Source organism: Micromonospora sp. NPDC047620 (assembly GCF_043205005.1).
In the GTDB taxonomy this organism is placed as follows: Bacteria; Actinomycetota; Actinomycetes; order Mycobacteriales; family Micromonosporaceae; genus Micromonospora.
The window spans coordinates 30,177-48,099 of sequence record NZ_JBIDDG010000014.1 but is presented as its reverse complement, the minus strand read 5'-3'; the positions used below and the strand labels follow the sequence as shown (position 1 = coordinate 48,099).

General features: G+C 73.4%; 17 protein-coding genes. 9 read left to right on the top strand and 8 right to left on the bottom strand.

Annotated elements, in window-relative coordinates; all coding sequences use genetic code 11:
- The first annotated feature begins 44 nt into the window (after positions 1-44).
- A complete protein-coding gene (locus ACGF5C_RS18825; protein ID WP_393303216.1) occupies positions 45-1,634 on the top strand; it encodes a DUF4139 domain-containing protein in 1,590 nt (529 codons plus the stop codon).
- Positions 1,635-1,685: 51 nt separating this feature from the next.
- Here the strand turns inward: ACGF5C_RS18825 and ACGF5C_RS18820 are convergent, their stop codons facing one another.
- The 3 genes from ACGF5C_RS18820 to ACGF5C_RS18810 all read right to left on the bottom strand — a co-directional run bounded on the left by ACGF5C_RS18820 (position 1,686) and on the right by ACGF5C_RS18810 (position 4,782).
- Positions 1,686-3,332: an alpha-amylase family protein gene (locus tag ACGF5C_RS18820; RefSeq protein WP_393303214.1), complete on the bottom strand. Its 1,647-nt coding sequence runs from the start codon at positions 3,330-3,332 to the stop codon at positions 1,686-1,688.
- Positions 3,333-3,745: 413 nt separating this feature from the next.
- Complete coding sequence (locus tag ACGF5C_RS18815; protein WP_393303212.1) at positions 3,746-4,453, bottom strand: hypothetical protein; 708 nt, start codon at positions 4,451-4,453, stop codon at positions 3,746-3,748.
- Positions 4,450-4,782 carry a PadR family transcriptional regulator gene (locus tag ACGF5C_RS18810; protein ID WP_393303210.1) on the bottom strand — a complete coding sequence of 111 codons (333 nt, stop codon included), beginning with the start codon at positions 4,780-4,782 and terminating at the stop codon, positions 4,450-4,452. The genes ACGF5C_RS18815 and ACGF5C_RS18810 overlap by 4 nt, the downstream gene beginning before the upstream one ends.
- 90 nt (positions 4,783-4,872) lie before the next feature.
- Here ACGF5C_RS18810 and ACGF5C_RS18805 point away from each other — a divergent pair, with 90 nt between their 5' ends.
- Both ACGF5C_RS18805 and ACGF5C_RS18800 read left to right on the top strand, forming a co-directional pair.
- Entirely contained in the window at positions 4,873-5,475 is a 603-nt protein-coding gene (locus tag ACGF5C_RS18805) for a DUF1349 domain-containing protein (protein WP_393303208.1), read from the top strand.
- 88 nt (positions 5,476-5,563) lie between these two features.
- Positions 5,564-6,238: a DedA family protein gene (locus tag ACGF5C_RS18800; RefSeq protein WP_393303206.1), complete on the top strand. Its 675-nt coding sequence runs from the start codon at positions 5,564-5,566 to the stop codon at positions 6,236-6,238.
- An 11-nt stretch (positions 6,239-6,249) separates the two neighbouring features.
- Here the strand turns inward: ACGF5C_RS18800 and ACGF5C_RS18795 are convergent, their stop codons facing one another.
- The 4 genes from ACGF5C_RS18795 to ACGF5C_RS18780 all read right to left on the bottom strand — a co-directional run bounded on the left by ACGF5C_RS18795 (position 6,250) and on the right by ACGF5C_RS18780 (position 10,384).
- Positions 6,250-7,626 (bottom strand): chitinase, encoded by a 1,377-nt coding sequence (locus ACGF5C_RS18795; RefSeq protein WP_393303204.1) that lies wholly within the window; start codon positions 7,624-7,626, stop codon positions 6,250-6,252.
- A gap of 129 nt (positions 7,627-7,755) precedes the next feature.
- A complete protein-coding gene (locus ACGF5C_RS18790; RefSeq protein WP_393303202.1) occupies positions 7,756-9,171 on the bottom strand; it encodes a carbohydrate-binding protein in 1,416 nt (471 codons plus the stop codon).
- A gap of 72 nt (positions 9,172-9,243) precedes the next feature.
- On the bottom strand, positions 9,244-9,993 hold the full coding sequence (locus ACGF5C_RS18785; RefSeq protein ID WP_393303201.1) for a YidC/Oxa1 family membrane protein insertase: 750 nt from the start codon (positions 9,991-9,993) through the stop codon (positions 9,244-9,246).
- A gap of 97 nt (positions 9,994-10,090) precedes the next feature.
- Positions 10,091-10,384 (bottom strand): DUF6412 domain-containing protein, encoded by a 294-nt coding sequence (locus tag ACGF5C_RS18780; protein ID WP_393303199.1) that lies wholly within the window; start codon positions 10,382-10,384, stop codon positions 10,091-10,093.
- Positions 10,385-10,695: 311 nt separating this feature from the next.
- On the opposite strand from ACGF5C_RS18780, the gene ACGF5C_RS18775 reads away from it, so the two are divergent.
- The 6 genes from ACGF5C_RS18775 (at position 10,696) to ACGF5C_RS18750 (ending at position 17,079) form a co-directional block, all read left to right on the top strand.
- On the top strand, positions 10,696-11,163 hold the full coding sequence (locus tag ACGF5C_RS18775; RefSeq protein ID WP_393303197.1) for a hypothetical protein: 468 nt from the start codon (positions 10,696-10,698) through the stop codon (positions 11,161-11,163).
- Between the two features lie 38 nt (positions 11,164-11,201).
- On the top strand, positions 11,202-11,549 hold the full coding sequence (locus tag ACGF5C_RS18770; protein WP_393303479.1) for a hypothetical protein: 348 nt from the start codon (positions 11,202-11,204) through the stop codon (positions 11,547-11,549).
- Between the two features lie 267 nt (positions 11,550-11,816).
- Complete coding sequence (locus tag ACGF5C_RS18765; RefSeq protein WP_393303195.1) at positions 11,817-12,965, top strand: glutamate--cysteine ligase; 1,149 nt, start codon at positions 11,817-11,819, stop codon at positions 12,963-12,965.
- A 12-nt stretch (positions 12,966-12,977) separates the two neighbouring features.
- Positions 12,978-14,357 carry an FAD-dependent oxidoreductase gene (locus ACGF5C_RS18760; RefSeq protein WP_393303193.1) on the top strand — a complete coding sequence of 460 codons (1,380 nt, stop codon included), beginning with the start codon at positions 12,978-12,980 and terminating at the stop codon, positions 14,355-14,357.
- 179 nt (positions 14,358-14,536) lie between these two features.
- On the top strand, positions 14,537-15,955 hold the full coding sequence (locus tag ACGF5C_RS18755; protein WP_393303191.1) for a WGR domain-containing protein: 1,419 nt from the start codon (positions 14,537-14,539) through the stop codon (positions 15,953-15,955).
- 245 nt (positions 15,956-16,200) lie between these two features.
- Positions 16,201-17,079, top strand: coding sequence for an aminoglycoside phosphotransferase family protein (locus tag ACGF5C_RS18750; RefSeq protein WP_393303477.1), 879 nt, complete (start codon positions 16,201-16,203; stop codon positions 17,077-17,079).
- Positions 17,080-17,091: 12 nt separating this feature from the next.
- Here ACGF5C_RS18750 and ACGF5C_RS18745 read toward each other — a convergent pair whose 3' ends face one another.
- A complete protein-coding gene (locus tag ACGF5C_RS18745) occupies positions 17,092-17,901 on the bottom strand; it encodes an Fpg/Nei family DNA glycosylase (protein ID WP_393303190.1) in 810 nt (269 codons plus the stop codon).
- Positions 17,902-17,923 lie beyond the last annotated feature (22 nt).

Genomic DNA, 17,923 nt, shown 5'->3' with positions numbered 1-17,923 from the left:
CGGCCTACCGGGGTTACGAGCATGCTTCGGCTACCGTCGCCGCCGTGAACGCAGTGGAGATCGAAGCACCCGTCGTCGGTGTCACCGTCTACCCGGACCGGGCCCGGGTCACCCGCCGGGGCAGCACCCGGTTGACCGCCGGTGAGCACCGCGTACGTGTCGCACCGTTGCCGCTCGGCCTGCGGCGGGACTCGGTACGGGTCGGCGGCCGGGGCGCGGTCACCGTGCTCGGCGTGGACGTGACGACGTGGCGGCAGGCACGCAGCACCGACGGGCAGGTCCGCGAGCTGGAGCAGCGGAGCCGGGAGCTGGCCGACGAGCTGGCCGAGGTCGACGACGCGGACGAGGTCGAGGCGCAGCGGGGGCAGTTCATCGGCCGGCTGGCCGAGCGGGCCGGCGGCACGTACGCCCGCGCGTTGGCCTCCGGTGACGCCGCCCCGACCGACGTGGCCAGCTTCGCCGACTCGGTGGCCGGCCAGCTCGCCGACTCCCGCAGCCGCCGGCGCGGGTTGGCCCGGCGACGTGCCGACCTGGCCGAGGAGCTGGCGGCCGTCGAGCGACAGTTGGCGGCGGCGAACGGCAAGCGGGAACCGGACCGGCTGGCCGCCGAGGTGACCGTGGCGGTGGACGCCGACGACGCCGAGCTGGACCTGGAGCTGACCTACCTGGTCGACGGGGCCCGCTGGCAGCCCTCCTACGACCTGCGGCTGGTCGACGACACCATGACCGTCACCTGGTTCGGCCTGGTCAGCCAGGACACCGGCGAGGACTGGCCCGAGTGCGAACTCCAGCTCTCGACCGCCCGGCCGGCAGCGGCGACCGGCGTACCCGAACTGTCGCCCTGGTATCTCGACCGGGTCCGGCCGGTGCCGCCGATGCCCATGTCGACGGCGAGCTTCGGCGCGCTGCCGCCGCCCCCGGCACCCGGCGCGGCGCCGGCCGCCGCCGCTGGTACGCCCCGGTCCGCCCCGCCGCGCCCCAAGGTGCGGGAGAGCGTGGCCACGGTCGAGCAGGGGGTCGCCGCCGCCACCTACCGGCCGGCCCGCCCGGTCGCCGTGCCGGCGGACGGCAGCGCGCACCGGGCCACCATCGCCGTGCTGGAGCTGCCGGCCCGGCTGGACCACGTGACCGTGCCGGTCCGCGCGGCCGAGGCGCACCTGCGTGCGACGGTCCGCAACACCTCGGCGCACACGCTGCTTCCCGGCCCGGCGGCGGTCTTCCACGGCGCCGACTTCGTCGCGGCCACCCGGCTGCCGACGTGGGCGCCGGGTGAGGAGACCGAACTGGCGCTCGGGGTGGACGACCGGGTACGGGTGGAGCGGAAGCTGGGCCGGCGCGCCGACACCCGGGCCACGCTCGGTTCGACCCGGCGACGGGAGGTGGAGTACCGGATCAGCGTCGCCAACCACACGCCCCAGGCGGCGACGGTGGAGGTACGCGACCAGCTTCCGGTGTCCCGCGACGAGGCGGTGGTCGTCCGGGAAGCCACGGTCGTCCCGCCGCCGGCCGAGCGTACCGAGCTGGGCGAGCTGACCTGGCGGCTGCGGCTCGGGCCGGGCGAGAGCGGCGAGATCACGATGGGCTTCCGGGTCGAACTCGCCAAGGGGGTCGAACTGGCCGGCTGGCGGGAGTGACCGGGTCGTCCGTCGAGGTGGGGCGGACGGTGGTCGACATGGCACCGGGGGCTAGCGGCCGCGGCAGAGGCGGATCCATCGGTAGCCGTGGCCGGCCAACTCGAGGCGGTCCAGCTTGCCGACCCCGCCGTAGTTGCGGTCGGCGAGGACGTCGACGGGGAGGTCCGCCTCCGGCTCCAGCATGCTCAGGTCCACCTCGGCGTCGGAGGTGCCGAGGTTGTGCAGGAAGACCATCGTCCCGGTCCGCCCGTCGGCGCGGTGCGCCAGCACGCCCGGCGGCATCGCCACGTCGATGTGCGTGGTCGAGCCGGAGCCCACCTCGGGGGCCTCGCGGAGCGTACGGATCATCCGCTCGAACCAGGCGAGCAGCGACCTGGGGTCGCTGCGCTGGGCGGTCACGTTGACCTTCTCGTAGCCGAAGTCGCCCTTGTCGACCACCGGGCGGACCAGCTTCTCCGGGTCGGCCGTGGAGAACCCGGCGTTCGGCTGGTACGACCACTGCATCGGGGTGCGGATCGCCTCCCGGCCGGGCAGCGACAGGTCCTCGCCCATGCCGATCTCCTCGCCGTAGCGCAGCACCGGCGTGCCGCGCAGCGAGAACTGGAGCGAATACGCCAGCTCGATGCGCCGGCGGTCGTTGCCGAGCATCGGGGCGAGCCGGCGGCGGATGCCCCGGTCGTAGATGCGCATGTCCTCGTCGGGGCCGAACTCCGCGTACACCTGGTTGCGCTGTTCGGCGGTGAGCCGGGACAGGTCGATCTCGTCGTGGTTGCGCAGGAAGGTGGCCCACTGCCCGCCCTCGGGCAGCGCGGGGGTGTCCCGCAGCGCCTCGATGATCGGCTCGGGGTCCTGCCGGGCCAGGGCCAGCATCAGCCGCCCGTTGAGCATGAAGTCGAAGAGCATGTGCAGGCGGTTCGCCGAACCGCCGGCGTCGGCGAAGAAGGTCGGCAGCTGGTCGGGTTCCACGTTGGCCTCGGCGAGCAGGACGGCGTCGCCCCGGCGCCACTGCACGTGCTGGCGCAGCTCCGTGAGGAAGTCGAAGTCCTTCGGGGAGTTCGGGTTGCCCGCCTCGGTCAGCTCGATGATGAACGGCACGGCGTCCATCCGGAAGCCGGAGACGCCGAGCTGGAGCCAGAACGAGACGATCTTCTTGATCTCCTCGCGCACCTTCGGGTTGGCGAAGTTGAGGTCCGGCTGGAACTTGTAGAACCGGTGGTAGAACCAGGCCTTGGCGGTCCGGTCGTAGGTCCAGGTCTCGTTCTGCTCGCCGGGGAAGACCATGCCCTGGTGACGGTCGTCCGGCTCGTGGTCGGACCAGACGTACCAGTCGCGGTACGGCGAGTCCGGCGAGGAGCGGGCGGACTGGAACCAGGGGTGCTCGTCCGAGGTGTGGTTCACGACGAGGTCGATGATGACCCGGATGCCGCGGTTCCGCGCCTGGTGCAGCAGCTCCGCGAAGTCGCCGAGGGTGCCGAAGCGGGGGTCGACGTTGTAGAAGTCGGTGGCGTCGTAGCCGTCGTCGCGGTTGGGCGACGGGTGGACGGGGTGCAGCCAGAGGCAGGTCACGCCCAGCCGGGCGAGGTAGTCGAGTCGGCCGATCAGGCCCCGGATGTCGCCGACGCCGTCGCCGTCGGAGTCCGCGTACGTGTCGATGTCGAGGCAGTAGACGACGGCCTCGGAGTACCACCTGTCAGCCATGCCTGACTTATGTCTCCGATGCCGGCTCCCGGCAAACCGCCGACCGGCCCGTTCGCAGGTCGGCATCCATTCCTAGGACTTGAGCGCGGTGATGAGCCCAGCCACCGCAACGACGAGCGAGACAAGAACTGTGATCAACTCGACCCGCCGCCGGTGCTGCCGATCGTGAGCATCGGCGTCAGGCGACCGCGTCTCAGGGGCCATGCGATCCGACGCCGGCCAGGCGTCAGTGTCGGCGTGTTCCGGGGGTGTGGGTACGTTCATTCCGTCTCCTGGTTGGTATGTCTGGTCGGACCGCGGCTATGGGCCGGCAGCACCGGAGAGTTGCCTCCGGACGTTGGCTGGCCGTCGGGAACCCGCTCTCGCCAACTCTCCCGTCACTGGCTCCGGGCGATTGTCGGAACGCATGGCGCTTATGGGCTCAGCCTCCGGGGTGACGGACGGCGCAGCTCATACCTGAGTTCGAACACTCGGTTGAACTGCCTCAGGACGTAGAGCAGCTGCGCCCCGTACGGCCGGTTCATCTCCGCGAGCCCGTACAGTTCGGCGCGGAGTTCCTCGCCGTACCGTTCCCGCTGGCCGGGCGGGAGGAACCGGACGATGACGTCGACCAGCCGCAGCGCCTGTGCTCCTGGTCGGAGGTCGGGGGCCGACGCGATGTCATCGGTCACTCGCGACTCGGTGTTGTCGGCGAGATCCCCGGCGAGGTCACGGTCGAGTTTGACGCTCATCTCGACGTCGACACCGCCCGTGTGCCACCCGGCGAGACGGAGTCGCAGCCCGTCGGCGAGGTGGTAGGCGAGATTGAAGTTCCGAATGAGGAACTGGACACGAGCCGCGTTGTCGTCCTGCCCGCACGCAGCTCCTTCGAGGAGGGTCAGTGCCGCGGCACGCTCTCGGGCGAGCGCTTCGACCAGGTCACACACCCGCCGGTACGCGCGGCGCTCATCGTGGGCACGCAGGTCCCGGACGATTGCCCGGCCTTCCTTGTTCAGTCGGGCGAGCACGTCGGCCATCGGGCGACCTTCGGGGATCCGCTGCGCCACGTCTTCGGAGGAGACGGCGAGGACTTCGAGGTCACGAATGAGATTCAACGCCGTCTCCAACGTTAAGTTGATCATGCGATGCCACCCGGGTAGGCCGGATCGGCACCACGGAAGCGCCGGGCCTCGACTGCCGCCAGGGCGGAACGGGCCTGCTGCGCGCCGTCGGGGCTCAGCCGGTAGTAGCGCCTGCGCGGTCGTCCGGCGCGATGCGGATCCACGTTCTCCCAGTGCGACTCCAGCCATCCGACCTTCTCGAGCCGCGCAAGGATCGGATGGATGGTGCCGCTGGCCAGGTGGGCTTCCTCGCAGATCTGCAAGCCGTATTTCTCCTGGGCAGGCCTGTCCAGAAGTACCTGCAGCACTCGCTGTGTAGCCAGCGTCATCCGTACTTCCGATGTCGACATGGTCGTATGCTACCTAGCTAGCTATAACTCTAGCTAGCCCCCTGGCCGTCGGGTTAGTTCCGATGTGTCACCGGCGGTACGGTCGCCGGCATGGGAGACGGAGCGCGTGAAGTCGACTGGGCCGAGGGCGAGTGGTGGAACGAGCCGGTGCGGGTCGAGCACGGGCCGGCCGGCGAACTGCTGGTGGAGCCGGCTGGTGGCAGCGACCTGTGGCGGCACACCTCGTACGGCTTCGTGCACGACGACGCCCCGGCGTTGCTCGCGCCGCTGCCCGTCGGCGACGCGGTGGAGGTGGCCTTCCACCTCGACTACGGCGAGCAGTTCGACCAGGCCGGCGCGCTGGTCCGCGTCGACGAGCGGAACTGGGTGAAGGCCGGGGTGGAGGTCAGCGACGGCCTGCCGCAGGTCGGCGCCGTGGTGACCCGGGAGGTGTCCGACTGGTCGGTCGCCCCGGTGCCGGAGTGGGCCGGGCGGGAGGTCACCGTCCGGGTCAGCCGCGACCGGGACGCGCTCACCGTGCGGGCCCGGGCCGGCGGCGAGCCGTGGCGGCTGGTCCGGCTCGCCCCGCTGCCGCCGGAGGCGGTGGCGACGGCCGGGCCGTACTGCTGCTCCCCCACCCGGGCGGGGCTGCGGGTCCGGTTCACCGGGTGGCGGCGGGGGCCCGCCGACGCGGCGCTGCACCCGGAGGGCTGAGCCGGCGTGGCTCCGGACACGGGCAGGTGTGACCGGCGGATCGCGGGGTAGAGGACTCTGATCCCCCGGACCCGGCGAAAGGATCGCGATGGCACTCGCCGAGAACGTCGACCCGACCCGGCTCGGCGGGCTCACCGGATGGGTGGCGGGGGTCATCGATGCCGCCGGCGCGTTCGGCGTGGCGCTGCTGGTCGCCCTGGAAAGCATCATCCCGCCGATCCCGAGCGAGATCGTCCTGGCGATGGCCGGCTACCTGGCCGGTGAGGGACGGTTCAACGTGGTGCTGGTGGTGCTCGCCGCCACCGCCGGCTCCCTGGTGGGGGCGCTCGTCCTCTACTGGCTGGGCGCGGTCGCCGGCGAGGACCGGCTCAAGCGCTGGCTGGACCGGCTGCCGCTGGTCGACCGGGACGACCTGGAGAGGGCGGACCGCTGGTTCGAGCGGTACGGCCGGTGGGCGGTGCTCTTCGGCCGGATGATCCCGGTGGTGCGCAGCCTGGTCTCCGTCCCCGCCGGGGCCAACCGCATGCCGCTGCCCGAGTTCGTCGCCTTCACGACGCTGGGCAGCGGCGTCTGGAACTCGCTCTTCGTCGGCCTGGGCTACGCCCTCGGCTCCCGCTGGCAGCGGATCGAGCGGTACAGCGACTGGTTCGACTACGGCATCGTCGCCGCCTTCGTGGTGATGATCGTCTGGTGGGCGGTCAAGAAGTCCCGCCGCCGCCGGCGCGCCCGCCACCGCGACCGCGCCGGCGCCGCCACCCGCTGACCGGGGGGCCGTCAGGGCAGGGTGGCGAGGTGGGGGGCCACCGTGCGGGCGAAGGCGTTGCCGTTGGTCACGTCCCAGTTGACCGACCAGGTCATCGCGCCGCGGATGCCCGGGTAGGTGCGCGGCGGGCGGAAGCTGCCGCAGTTGGTGCCGCGGGCCAGGCAGTCCAGCGCCGCGTTCACCACGCTCGGCGCGACGACGCCGCCACCGGCCGCGCCGGGTCCGGCCGGCAGGCCGAGGCCGACCTGGTCGGGACGCAGCCCGGCCTCCAACTGGATGCAGGCCAGCGCGACGATGAAGTTCACCGTCCCCTGGGCGTACGCGGCGTTGCGGTCGCAGCCGAGCATCGCCCCCGAGTTGTAGAACTGGGTGTTCACGACGGTGAGGATGTCCTTGATGTCGAGCGCGAGCTTGAAGTAGCCGCTGCCCGGGGACTGCATGTCGATGGTCTGCGGGGCCATCGCGATGATCAGCCGGCTGCCGACCTCGGCCCGCAGCGAGCGCAACGCCTGCGCCATGTAGGTCGGGTTCAGCCCGTTCTCCAGGTCGATGTCGACGCCGTCGAAGCCGTACCGCTGGATCAGCGCGTGGACGCTGTCGCTGAACGCCGCGGCGGAGGCGGCGTCGTTGACCGCCACCCGGCCCGTCTCGCCGCCCACCGAGATGATCACCTTCTTGCCCCGGGACTGGAGGGCGCGCACGTCGGCGGAGAAGTCCGCGTCGGTGTAGCCGCCGAGGGCGGCGGACAGGCCGGGGTCGACGGCGAAGGTGACGGCGCCGGGGGTGGCGGTGGCCTCGGCGAACGCGACCGCGACCACGTCGTACTCGTTCGGCACGTCGCGCAGCCGCAGTTCCACGGCGGGGTTGTCGAAGTTGTGCCAGTACCCGGTGAGGAGGTGCTTCGGCAGCCCGGTGTTCGGCGGCGGGCTGGTCGGGGGCGGCGTGGTCGGCGGCGCCGTCGTCGGGGGCGCGGTGGTGGGCGGGGCGGTGCCGTCGCCGCACGACGCGCCGTTGAGCTGGCAGTTGGCCGGGGCGCCGGGTCCGTTGCCCAGGAAGCCGAACGAGACGGAGGCGCCCGGGGCGATGCTGCCGTTCCAGGACCGGTTGGTGAAGGTGTACCGCTGGCCCGACGAGGTCAGCAGGGCGTCCCAGTACGAGCCGACGGTCGTCCCGGCCGGCAGGTCGAAGGTGACGGCCCAGCCGTCGACGGTGGTGCCGCCGCCGTTGGTGATCGTGTACTTCCCCTCCCAGCCCGACCCCCAGTCGGACGTCTTCACGAAGCTCGCGGTGGCCCCGGCGGCGAACGCCGGCATCGCCACCCACACCGCCCCGACCGCCGCGACCACGGCGGTGACCAGCGACAACACCAGAGACCTGGATCGTTTCACAGCACCCTCCACACCCGGAAGACATCCATTGGCATCAACATTGACGCCTATTATTAGGACTGTTAACTGTTTCTGTCCAGGGCGGTCGGGCGGGGAACCCGGGCGGCGACCGCCCGGGTTCCCCGCGGCTCACCGACGGAAGGTGAACCAGTTGACGTTGACGAAGTCGGCGGGCTGGCCGCTGGTGAAGGTCAGGTAGACCGTCCGGCGGCCGGTCGGGCCGGCGACGTTGCCGGGCACCGAGCGCCAGCTCTGCCAGCCCCCCGTGTTGGCGATCGCGAAGCTGCCGATCGGCGGGCCGGTCGGGCTGTCCAGCCGGACCTCCACCAGGCCGCTGACCCCGCCCGCCGCGCCGGAGGCGACCCGGGCGACGAAGTCGCGCGGCGGGGTGGCGCCGAACTCGACGTTGTCGAACCGCACCCAGTCGCCGTTGCGCAGCGCGCCGATGTTCTGGCCGCCCTCGGCACACGCCTCGACGATCACTCCGCTCTGCGCACTGAACGACTCCGCCTGGATCGTCGCGTACGCGTCCCGCACGCCACCGGGAGGCGGGGTCGTCGGCGGCGGGGTGGTGGTGCCGCCGACCCGGCTGTAGACGGCCACGTAGTCGACCAGCATCGGCCGGCCGGGGACGGTGGCGGCCGTCGGCGTGGCCGAACCCGCGACTCCGTTCGGGAAGGCCCCGCCCATCGCCACGTTCAGCAGCAGGAAGTAGCCGGCATGGTCGGTCATCTGCGACCAGTACGGCTCGCCGACCCGGGACTGGCTCACCGTGTGGTAGAGCTGGCCGTCGACGTACCAGCGCAGTTGCTGGGGGCTGACCGAGGCGTCCCACTCGAAGCGGTAGGTGTGGTACGCGGACTGGCAGGTGCTGCCGGGACAGGCCCGGGACGCGCCGATGCCGTTGAACTCGTCGCACGGCCCGCCAGGGGCCACGCCGCAGTGCAGCACGCCCCAGACCGAGTTGATCCCGTTGACGTTCTCCATCACGTCGAACTCGCCGATGCCCGGCCAGTTCTGGTAGTTGCCCCGGTAGGGCGAGCCGAGCGCCCAGAACGCCGGCCAGTAGCCGGCCGCCTGGGCCCCGGTCACGTTCGGCATCTGGATTCGGCCCTCGATGGCGAGCACGCCGCCGGAGGGGGGCTTGAAGTTGCTGCGCACGGTCTCGATGCGGGCGGAGGTCCAGCGGCCGGAGGCGTCGCGCAGTGGGGTGATCCGCAAGTTGCCGCCGCCGTCGTGGCTGACGTTCGCGGTGCTGTTGGTGTAGGTCTGGATCTCGCCGGTGCCCCAGTTGGGCGGGCCGCCGGGGTAGCTGGTGCCGGTATCGATGATCCAGTTCGCGGCGGACGGCAGCGTGCCGGCCGCGCCGGTGAAGTCGTCGCTCCACACCAGACTCCAGCCGGGCGCGGGCGCCGGCACGGCGGCGTTCGCGGTCACGGTCACCCCGGCCAGGGCGGTGGTGGCGACAACGGCGAGCAGGGCCGACGCCAGGGCCGGCCGGCGTCGTGGGGGCGGGGCGGCGGGGGCCGCCGGGGCAGGTGTCATGGACGTGCCTCTCTGCGGGGACGGGTCGAGAGAGCGCTCTCTCACGAGTTGTACGTGCCGGCCCGACAGATGTCAATGTCGATCGATGTCCGCCGGCGTGGCCTGCGGGCGGCGCAGCACCGCCTGCTCCAGCGCCGACCAGGCGGTCGTGGTGACCAGGTAGATCACCGCGGCCAGCGGCAGCACCAGCGCCACCAGCACGGTCGCGTACGGCAGCAGCGGCAGCAGCCGGCCGAGCACCGCCGCCCCCGGTCCCTCCGCCGGCGTACCGGCCACCGTGCCGGTCGCGGCCGTGGCACGCCACATCCGCCGCGACGTCCACCACGCGAGGGCGAGCAGGGCTGCCAGCAGCACGCCGAACAGCGGCAGCACCGCGCCGCCCAGGCCGTCGCCGAGATGGTGGCCCAGCGACACCCCGGCGAGCCGCTCGGCGAGCAGCCCCGCGCCGCCGTCGGCGGTCGTGAAGAGCCGGTACATGACCAGCAGGACCGGCGCCTGGAGCAGCATCGGCAGGCAGCCGGACACCGGGCTGGCGCCGTTGGCCCGGTAGAGCGCGAACAACTCGCCCTGCAACCGGGCGGGGTCGTGCGCGTACCGCCGCTGGAGGTCGCGGACCTCGGGGGCGAGCGCCGCGCGACGCCGCTCCCCGCGAACCTGCGCGAGGGTCAGCGGCGAGATCAGCAGCCGGACGGCCACGGTGAGGACGACGATCGCGGCGGCGGTGGCCGCGCCGCCGGCCAGCGGTTCGAGCAGGGTGGTGAGCCAGGAGAGCGCGCTGCCGGCGGCGCCGACGGCGTCGTGCAGTGGTGCGAAGGCGAGCATGGTGGCCCCTCGTTCCGATTCCGGGTGACGGCCCGACGGGACGACAGGGCGTCGCCGGGCCTCGGGTGACGGCGGAATCGGCCGCGCGGCGGCGGCGCTACGCGGCCGAGGGAACGGCCCCGGGCGCCCGGGGGCGGGGACGCCCGGCCGCGTCCGGATCGACCTGCCGGGGCACCCGGCGACGGCGGGCCCGGGCCCGCAGGGCGGCGGCGCGGCCAGCCCGGGGAGCGCCGACGCCGCCCGCCGCGTGCAGCGCGAGCACGGCGGCGAGCAGCACGACGGCGGTCAGTGCGGCCCCGGCGAGCAGGCCGGCCGGACGGTCGGCGAGCAGGGCCAGGTGGGTGAGCGCGTACGCCCACGTCCCCAGCACGACCCGCCACGCTCCCGGCACGCCGACCAGCCTAGGGCCCGCTGTCACGCCGACCGGCCCGATCGGCGACCCCGACCGCACTGACCTGCGGTTTTATGACAGATCCGGGGTGGACGGAGCCTCCGTGGGAGTGGTACGACTTGGAGCATCGACGGGCCAACGCCGGCCTGTCGTCACTACCGGTCACCGATGCGCCGCCCGAGTCATCGGGCAGGCCGCCGAGCCGACCGGGCCAGCGGGAGCGGGCCCTCCCGGCACACCCCCTCACGGCCGGGCGCCCGCCCGGCCCGACGGGCCGCCTCGACGAGGTGGTGGGCCATCAAGGAGCCACCGTGCCCCACAACCGCATCCGCCCGCGGCACCAGCCCTTCGAGATCGCCGTCATGGTGACCGCACCCGTCTGCGGTGCCCTCCTGATCGCCCTGGGCGTCCGGCCGCAGTCGGTGGAGATGGCGATGCCGGGCCCCATCCAGGTGGGGTGGGAGTTCGGCCTCGTCGTCGCCGGCGTCGCCGGGCTGCTCGGCATCTTCTGGCCCGGCCGGCTCTCCACCGCCCTCGGCACCGAGCTCGCCTCGGTGCTGATGCTCGGCACGATCACCGGCATGTACGCCGTCGCCGTGGCGGTGGTCGCCGGGCAGCAGGGAGTCGCCGTGACCTCCTTCGTCGGGGCGGTGTCCATCGGGTCGGGCTGGCGCGCCGCACAGATCGTGCGCGACCTGCGCGCCCTCACCAGAGCCGCCCAGACGGCCCGGCCCGCCGGACTGGGCGGCGGCGTGTCCTCCACCGGAGGTGGGAGGTGAACCCGTCCGCGTCGAGCGCACCCCAGTGGGTGCAGGTCCTGCTCTCCATCCTCGGGGTCCTCGGCGGCGCCGGCGGTCTCGCCGCCATCGCGACCGTCGTGGTGCAGCGTGGCAAGTTCAAGGCGGACGCCGCCGACACCCTCACCGACGCCGCCCTCACGCTGGTGCAGCCGCTGCGCACCCGGGTCGCCGAACTGGAGGAGACCGCCCTGGTCACCCGGGCGCAACTCGAAGCGACCCGCGAACAGGTGCAGCAGCTCCGGGCCACGGTCTGGGACCTGCGCCGGACGCTGGACCGGTGGCGGGAGGCCATCCTGGCCCAGGACGCGACCCTGCGCCGGGTCCGCGCCATGGTGCAGGACAGCGAGGGCGACCGCCGACGGTGACGCCCCGGCGGCGAGGACGACCGCCGGCGACCGCTCGGCGCGGCGTGCCGGCGGCAGCGGTGACGCCGGTCCCGCGCGGCCTGCCGCCGGCAGCGGTGACACCGTCGGCAGTGACGCCGGCGGGGGGGTGCCGGGCGGGCCCGCACGCGACGGGCGACACGCCGGTCGACGCGCCGGGGCGCGTTTCCCCGCGTCGGCACGGTGGGTAACCACTGGCCGACCCGGCACGGACGGACCGCGACCGGGCTCGAACGGACGGTGGTGGCGATGACCGGCCAGGTGGCGGAGGCCCCGAGCGCGACGGCCGAGGGGACGGATCTGCTCACGGTGGGTGTCGAGGAGGAGTTCCTGCTCGTCGACCCGCACACCGGGGCCGCGGTGCCCGCCGTCGACCTCGTCGTGGAGCAGGTGCCCCCCGAGCTGCGCGGCCAGGTGGAGCGGGAGTTCCAGACCAGCCAGATCGAGATCGGCAGCCCGCCCGGCCTGGAACTCTCCTCCATCCGGCACTCCCTCGGGGTGCTGCGTGCCGCGCTCGCCGACGCCGCCGAGCGGGCCGGCGTACGACTGCTCGCCATCGGCACCGGGCCGGTGGACGGGCCGGTGCCCCCGGTGGTCGACAAGCCGCGCTTCGACCGGATGGTCGAGCGGTTCCGCCTGTTGGTCCCCGGCGCCGGCAACAACGGCATGCACGTGCACGTCGGGGTGCCCGACCCGGAGACCGGGGTGCAGGTGCTCAACCACGTCCGGCCCTGGCTGCCGGTGCTGCACGCGGTGACCGTCAACTCCCCGTTCGCCAAGGGCGAGGACACCGGGTACGCGAGCTGGCGGTCGATCGAGTGGGAGCGCTGGCCGTCGGTGGCGCCCACCCCGTTCCTGGAGTCGCACGAGCACTACGAACGGCTGATCCGGCAGCTCGTCGCCAGCGGCGTGATGCTCGACGAGGGGATGCTCTACTGGTACGCCCGGCTGTCGGCCAAGTACCCGACCGTGGAGATCCGGATCGGCGACGTCTGCCCGTCCGTGGACGACGCGGTGCTCGTCGCCGCGCTGGTGCGGGCCATGGTGGCGACCGCGCTGGACGACATGGCCGCCGGCCGGCGCGCCATCCGCACCGACCACCACCTGCTGGTCGCCGCGCACTGGCGGGCGGCGCACGACGGGCTGGAAGGCGACGGCGTCGACCTCACCGACGGGGAGCTGCGCCCGGCATGGGAGCTTTTCGACCAGCTCGTCGAGCGGCTGCGCCCGGCGCTGGAACGGCACGGCGACCTGGACGAGGTGACCGAACTGGTCGGCGGGCTGCGCCGGCACGGCAGCGGGGCGGCCCGGCAGCGTGCCGTCCTCGCCCGCGGCGGCACGCTCGTGGACGTGGTCTCCGACGTCGCGCGACAGACCCGCGGGGCGGGTCGCCCGTGACAGGATGGTCCCGTGGCGCAACGGCTGATCGTCATCGGTGGAGACGCGGCGGGCATGGCGGCGGCGTCCCAGGCGCGCCGCCGCCGGGACCGCGGCGATCTGGAGATCGTCGCGTTCGAGCGCGGGCACTTCACGTCGTACTCGGCCTGCGGCATCCCCTACTGGATCAGCGGGCTGGTGCCCGAGCGGGACGAGCTGATCGCCCGCGACCCGGCGACGTTCCGGGAGAAGTTCGCCATCGACGTCCGGATGCGGCACGAGGTCACCGCCATCGACCTCGACCGGCGCGAGGTGGTCGCGCGGGACCTCGGGGGCGGCGGTGAGGTCCGCGAGCGGTTCGACACCCTGGTGTACGCGACCGGCGCGGTGCCGACGAAGCCGGACTGGGCGCGTACCGGCACCGGCGGGGTGTTCGGCGTGCAGACCCTCGACGACGGCGCGGCGCTGCGCGCCTGGCTGGAGTCCGAGCCCCGGCCGCGCCGGGCGGTCGTGGTCGGTGGCGGCTACATCGGCGTGGAGATGGCCGAGGCGCTGATCCAGCGCGGGCTCTCCGTCACGCTGGTGGAGCAGGCCGAGCAGCCGATGTCCACCGTCGACCCGGACATGGCCGAGCTGGTCACGGACGCGATGCGCGCGATCGGCATCACCATCCGCACCGGCCTCGCCGTCACCGGGCTGGAGGAGACCGACGGCCGGGTCTCCGCGGTCGTCACCGCCGAGGGGCCGATCCCCACCGACATGGTCGTCCTCGGTCTCGGCGTACGCCCCAACACCGCGCTCGCGGAGGCCGCCGGCCTGCCGCTGGGCGTCACCGGCGGGGTCCGGGTGGACCGCCGGATGCGGGTGGCCGGCGTGCCGGGCGTCTGGGCCGCCGGCGACTGCGTGGAGACCGTGCACCGGGTCACCGGGATGCCGGTGCACGTGCCGCTGGGCACCCACGCCAACAAACAGGGCCGGGTGGCCGGCATCAACATCGGCGGCGGGTACGCCACCTTCCTCGGCGTGATCGGCACGGCCGTCACCAAGGTCTGCGATCTGGAGGTGGGGCGCACCGGGCTGCGCGAGCGGGACGCCAGGGCGGCCGGCTTCGAGTTCGTCTCCGTGATCGCGCAGTCCACCAACCGCGCCGGCTACTACCCGGGCTCCCGCCCGATGACGGTGAAGCTGATCGCGGAGAAGCCCAGCGGCCGGCTGCTCGGAGCACAGATCGTCGGCTGGTCCGAGGCCGCGAAGCGGATCGACACGCTCGCGGTGGCACTGTGGAACGGCATGACGGTGGATGACATGACCGCCCTCGACCTCGGCTACGCCCCGCCGTACGCCCCGGTCTGGGACCCGGTGCTGATCGCCGCCCGCAAGGCCGTCGACGCCCTGGCCGCCACCGACCAGTAGATGTAAGGAAGGGCACCTTGTTAACGCCTGAGGTAGAGGAAGGGCCCCTTCCCAACCTCAGGTGTTGGGAAGGGGCCCTTCCTTACCAGCGGCCGTCCTTGTCGGGGGTGGCGGTTAGCGTGTGCCCGCTGTCGCCGCGCTGGCCACGTCGGGCCGGTCGCTGACCCCTCGGAGGCCCCATGTCGCAGGAGACGACCTACCTCGAACTGTCCGAAGTGGATGGTGCGCACAAGTTCTACGAGGTCGTGGTCGACGACACCGCGCTGACCGTCCGCTACGGCCGGATCGGCGACCAGGGCCAGGTGAAGACCACGGCGTACCCGGACAACGCCCGGGCCCGCGCGGCCGCCGCCAAGAAGATCGGCGAGAAGGTCCGCAAGGGATACGCGCCGGCCGTGCGCGGCGCACGGCAGAAGCGCGCCGTCTCCCGGCGACAGATCGTCAGCACCCGCTCCACCGCCCGCACCGCCCCGGTGCTCTGGCGCTACGACTCCGGCGCCCCGGCCTTCGGCATCTTCGTCGACGGGCAGAGCTGCATGGTCGGCAACGAGCGCGGCGTCATCACCACGCTCGACCACGACGCCCGGGTGCTCAACCAGGTCCGCCTGCCCGACGGGGTGAAGTGCATCGTCGCCGACGACGCCTGGATCTACGCGGGCTGCGACGACGGCAACGTCTACGACCTGTCCGGCAAGGTGCCCCGGGTGGCGTACGCGATCGCCCCCGACATCGACATCTACTGGCTCGACATCCACGACGGGGTGCTGGGCGTCTCCGACGCGGACGGCGGCATCGCCGCCGTCGACCACGAGGACGAGTTCCTCTGGCGCCGGGCGGGACGCGGCCGGTCGGCCTGGATGGTGCGGTGCGACGCCGACGCGGTCTACCACGGCCACTCGCAGGGGGTGACCGGCTACGACTGGCGCACCGGGCAGGAGCTGTGGCACACCCGCACGGGTTCGGTGCTCTTCGGCTGGCAGGAGCCCGGCGCGGTGTTCGCCGGCACCGGCACCCGGGAGGTGGTGCGGCTGGCGAAGGACGGCCGCACCGAGCGCACCTACCGGTGCGACGCCCCGGTCTTCTCCTGCGCCACGGCCGAGGGCGGCCGGTTCGTCTTCGCCGGTGACAGCCAGTCCTCGATCTACTGCTTCGACGCGGCCGGCAACCGGCTGTGGAAGCTCGGCACCGGCTGTGGCTCGGCCTACTCGATGCAGTACCACGAGGAGCGGCTCTACGTGGTCACCACCGGCGGCTACCTTGCCTGCGTCGACGCCAGCGAGCCGGCGATCCGGGCGGCGGAGGCCGGCAGCGTGCCGGAGGTGGTCGACGTCAAGGCCCCGCCCCGGCTGCCGGAGCCGGCGGCGTGGACGACGGTCGAGGTGACCAGCGACGTCGACGGCGGCGTGGTGGTGCAGTGCGTCGAGGACCGCGGCCGGCTGCGCGTGCACGTGCTCTCCCCCGGCTACCGCCAGGACTGGTCGGTGCAGTTCCCCAAGGGCATCCGCGAGCCGGGCGCGCGCTACCTGGTCACCCAGGTCCGCGAATCCGGCCGGGGCGGCTTCTACCGGGCGTACGGCGACATCCGCCGGCTGCGCTGAGATGCTCCGGTCCGGGGGCGGTGCGGGACCGCCCCCGGACCGGTCAGCGCCGGGCCAACGGCCCGGCAGCGGCAGGTCCAGCGCATCGCCCAGCCCCTGTTGTTCAAGACAGCACGCCAGCTATTCAACCTCCGACCGTTCACGGCTCCGGTGGTCACGTCGGCCTCCGTGGGGTTCCCTGTTCCAGACGGTGCCGGCCCGGAAACGGTTGTACGCGACATGTCGGCGTGGCCGAGGATGACCGGATGGCCGTGGACCTGGAGATCCCCGACGGACTGCGCTGGACCGAGGAAGTCGAGGCGGGCCGGGCGTGGCGGGCGGTGCTGCCGACCCGGCTGGCGGAGTGCGTCGAACGCTGGCACCTGCGGGTGGGACGCCCCTTCCCGTACGCCTTCGCGTCACTGGCCCTGCCGGCCGCGCTGCCCGACGGCAGGCCGGCGGTGCTCAAGCTCCAGTACCCGGACCCGGACAGCGCGCACGAGGCGACGGCGCTCGAACACTGGGCCGGGGCGGGGGCGGCCCGGCTGCTCGCGCACGACCCGGACCGGCGGGCGCTGCTGGTGGAGCGATGTGTGCCCGGCACTCCGCTGCACGAGCTGCCCGCCGACGCGGCGCTGGACGTGGCGGTCGGGCTGCTGCCCCGGCTGTGGCGACCGGCCGGCCCACCGTTCACCCCGCTCGCCGAGGAGGCCGCCGGGTGGTGCGAGCGGCTTCCGGTGAACTGGGAACGGGCCGGCCGGCCGTACGAGCGGCGGCTCCTCGACGCGGCGCTCGGGCTCCTCGGCGACCTCGTCGGCAGTCAGGGCGAGCAGGTGCTGGTCAACCAGGACCTGCACGCCGGCAACGTGCTGCGGGCGACCCGGGAGCCGTGGCTGGTGATCGACCCGAAGCCACTGACCGGCGAGCGGGAGTTCGGCGTCGTGCCGCTGGTGCGCGGGGCGGAGCTGGGGCACTCGCCGGACGCCGTCCGGCACCGGCTGGACCGGCTGAGCGCGGAACTGGGGCTGGACCGGGAGCGGGTGCGGGGCTGGACGGTCGGGCAGACGCTGGCGTGGAGCATCGGCGAGGGGCAGGTCTTCCCGCAACAGGTCGAGGTGGTCCGCTGGCTGCTCGGCCCAGGGTGAGCGCGGCGGGCGTCAGGCCGGTTGGCAGGTGGGGCACCAGTAGAGGTTGCGGCCGGCCAGCTCGCCCCGGCCCACGGGCGTGCCGCAGACGTGGCAGGGCGCGCCGGGGCGGCGGTAGACGTACACCTCGCCGCCGTGCCGGTCGACTCGGGCGGCGCGGCCCATCGCCTCGGGCAGGTGCGCGTCGCGGACGGTGTCGATCCGGCCGCGCGTGACGGCGAGCCGCATCAGCGCCACCAGGTCGGCCCAGAGTGCGTCCCAGCCGGCGCGGGACAGCCGCCGCCCCGGCAGCGTCGGCGGCAGCCCGGCCCGGAACAACGCCTCGGTCACGAAGATCAGCCCGGTGCCGGCCACCACCGACTGGTCCAGCAGCAGCGCGGCCAGCGGCGTGGGGCTGCGGGAGATCCGGGCGTACGCCCGGTCGGGGTCGGCGTCGGCGCGCAACGGGTCGGGGCCGAGCCGGCCACGCAGCGCCGCCACCTCGGGCGGGGTGAGCAGTTCGCAGGCGGTCGGGCCGCGCAGGTCGAGCCAGTGCCGGTCGCTGGTCAGCCGCAGCCGCACCTGGCCGACCGGCTCCGGCGGTTCCCCCGCGCCGTCGGTGAACTTGCCGTAGAGCCCAAGGTGGACGTGCAGCGTCAGCTCGCCGGCGTGGTGGTGCAGCAGGTGCTTGCCGTACGCCTCGGTGGCCTCCAGCACGGTGCCGGTGAGCCGGGCCGCGCCCTCGGCGAAGCGGCCCTGCGGGCTGGCGGCGTGCAGCTTGTCGCCGGCGAACAGCTCGGCGTGCCGCTCGCCTAGTCGGTGGATGGTGTGTCCCTCAGGCACGACGGCAACGGTAGCCGGGCCG

Excerpts from the sequence above, each read along its gene's own strand:
- ACGF5C_RS18820 (WP_393303214.1), bottom strand. The coding sequence starts at position 3,332 with ATGGCTGACAGGTGGTACTCCGAGGCCGTCGTCTACTGCCTCGACATC.
- ACGF5C_RS18815 (WP_393303212.1), bottom strand. The coding sequence starts at position 4,453 with ATGATCAACTTAACGTTGGAGACGGCGTTGAATCTCATTCGTGACCTC.
- ACGF5C_RS18810 (WP_393303210.1), bottom strand. The coding sequence starts at position 4,782 with ATGTCGACATCGGAAGTACGGATGACGCTGGCTACACAGCGAGTGCTG.
- ACGF5C_RS18805 (WP_393303208.1), top strand. The coding sequence starts at position 4,873 with ATGGGAGACGGAGCGCGTGAAGTCGACTGGGCCGAGGGCGAGTGGTGG.
- ACGF5C_RS18800 (WP_393303206.1), top strand. The coding sequence starts at position 5,564 with ATGGCACTCGCCGAGAACGTCGACCCGACCCGGCTCGGCGGGCTCACC.
- ACGF5C_RS18790 (WP_393303202.1), bottom strand. The coding sequence starts at position 9,171 with ATGACACCTGCCCCGGCGGCCCCCGCCGCCCCGCCCCCACGACGCCGG.
- ACGF5C_RS18785 (WP_393303201.1), bottom strand. The coding sequence starts at position 9,993 with ATGCTCGCCTTCGCACCACTGCACGACGCCGTCGGCGCCGCCGGCAGC.
- ACGF5C_RS18765 (WP_393303195.1), top strand. The coding sequence starts at position 11,817 with ATGACCGGCCAGGTGGCGGAGGCCCCGAGCGCGACGGCCGAGGGGACG.
- ACGF5C_RS18755 (WP_393303191.1), top strand. The coding sequence starts at position 14,537 with ATGTCGCAGGAGACGACCTACCTCGAACTGTCCGAAGTGGATGGTGCG.
- ACGF5C_RS18750 (WP_393303477.1), top strand. The coding sequence starts at position 16,201 with ATGGCCGTGGACCTGGAGATCCCCGACGGACTGCGCTGGACCGAGGAA.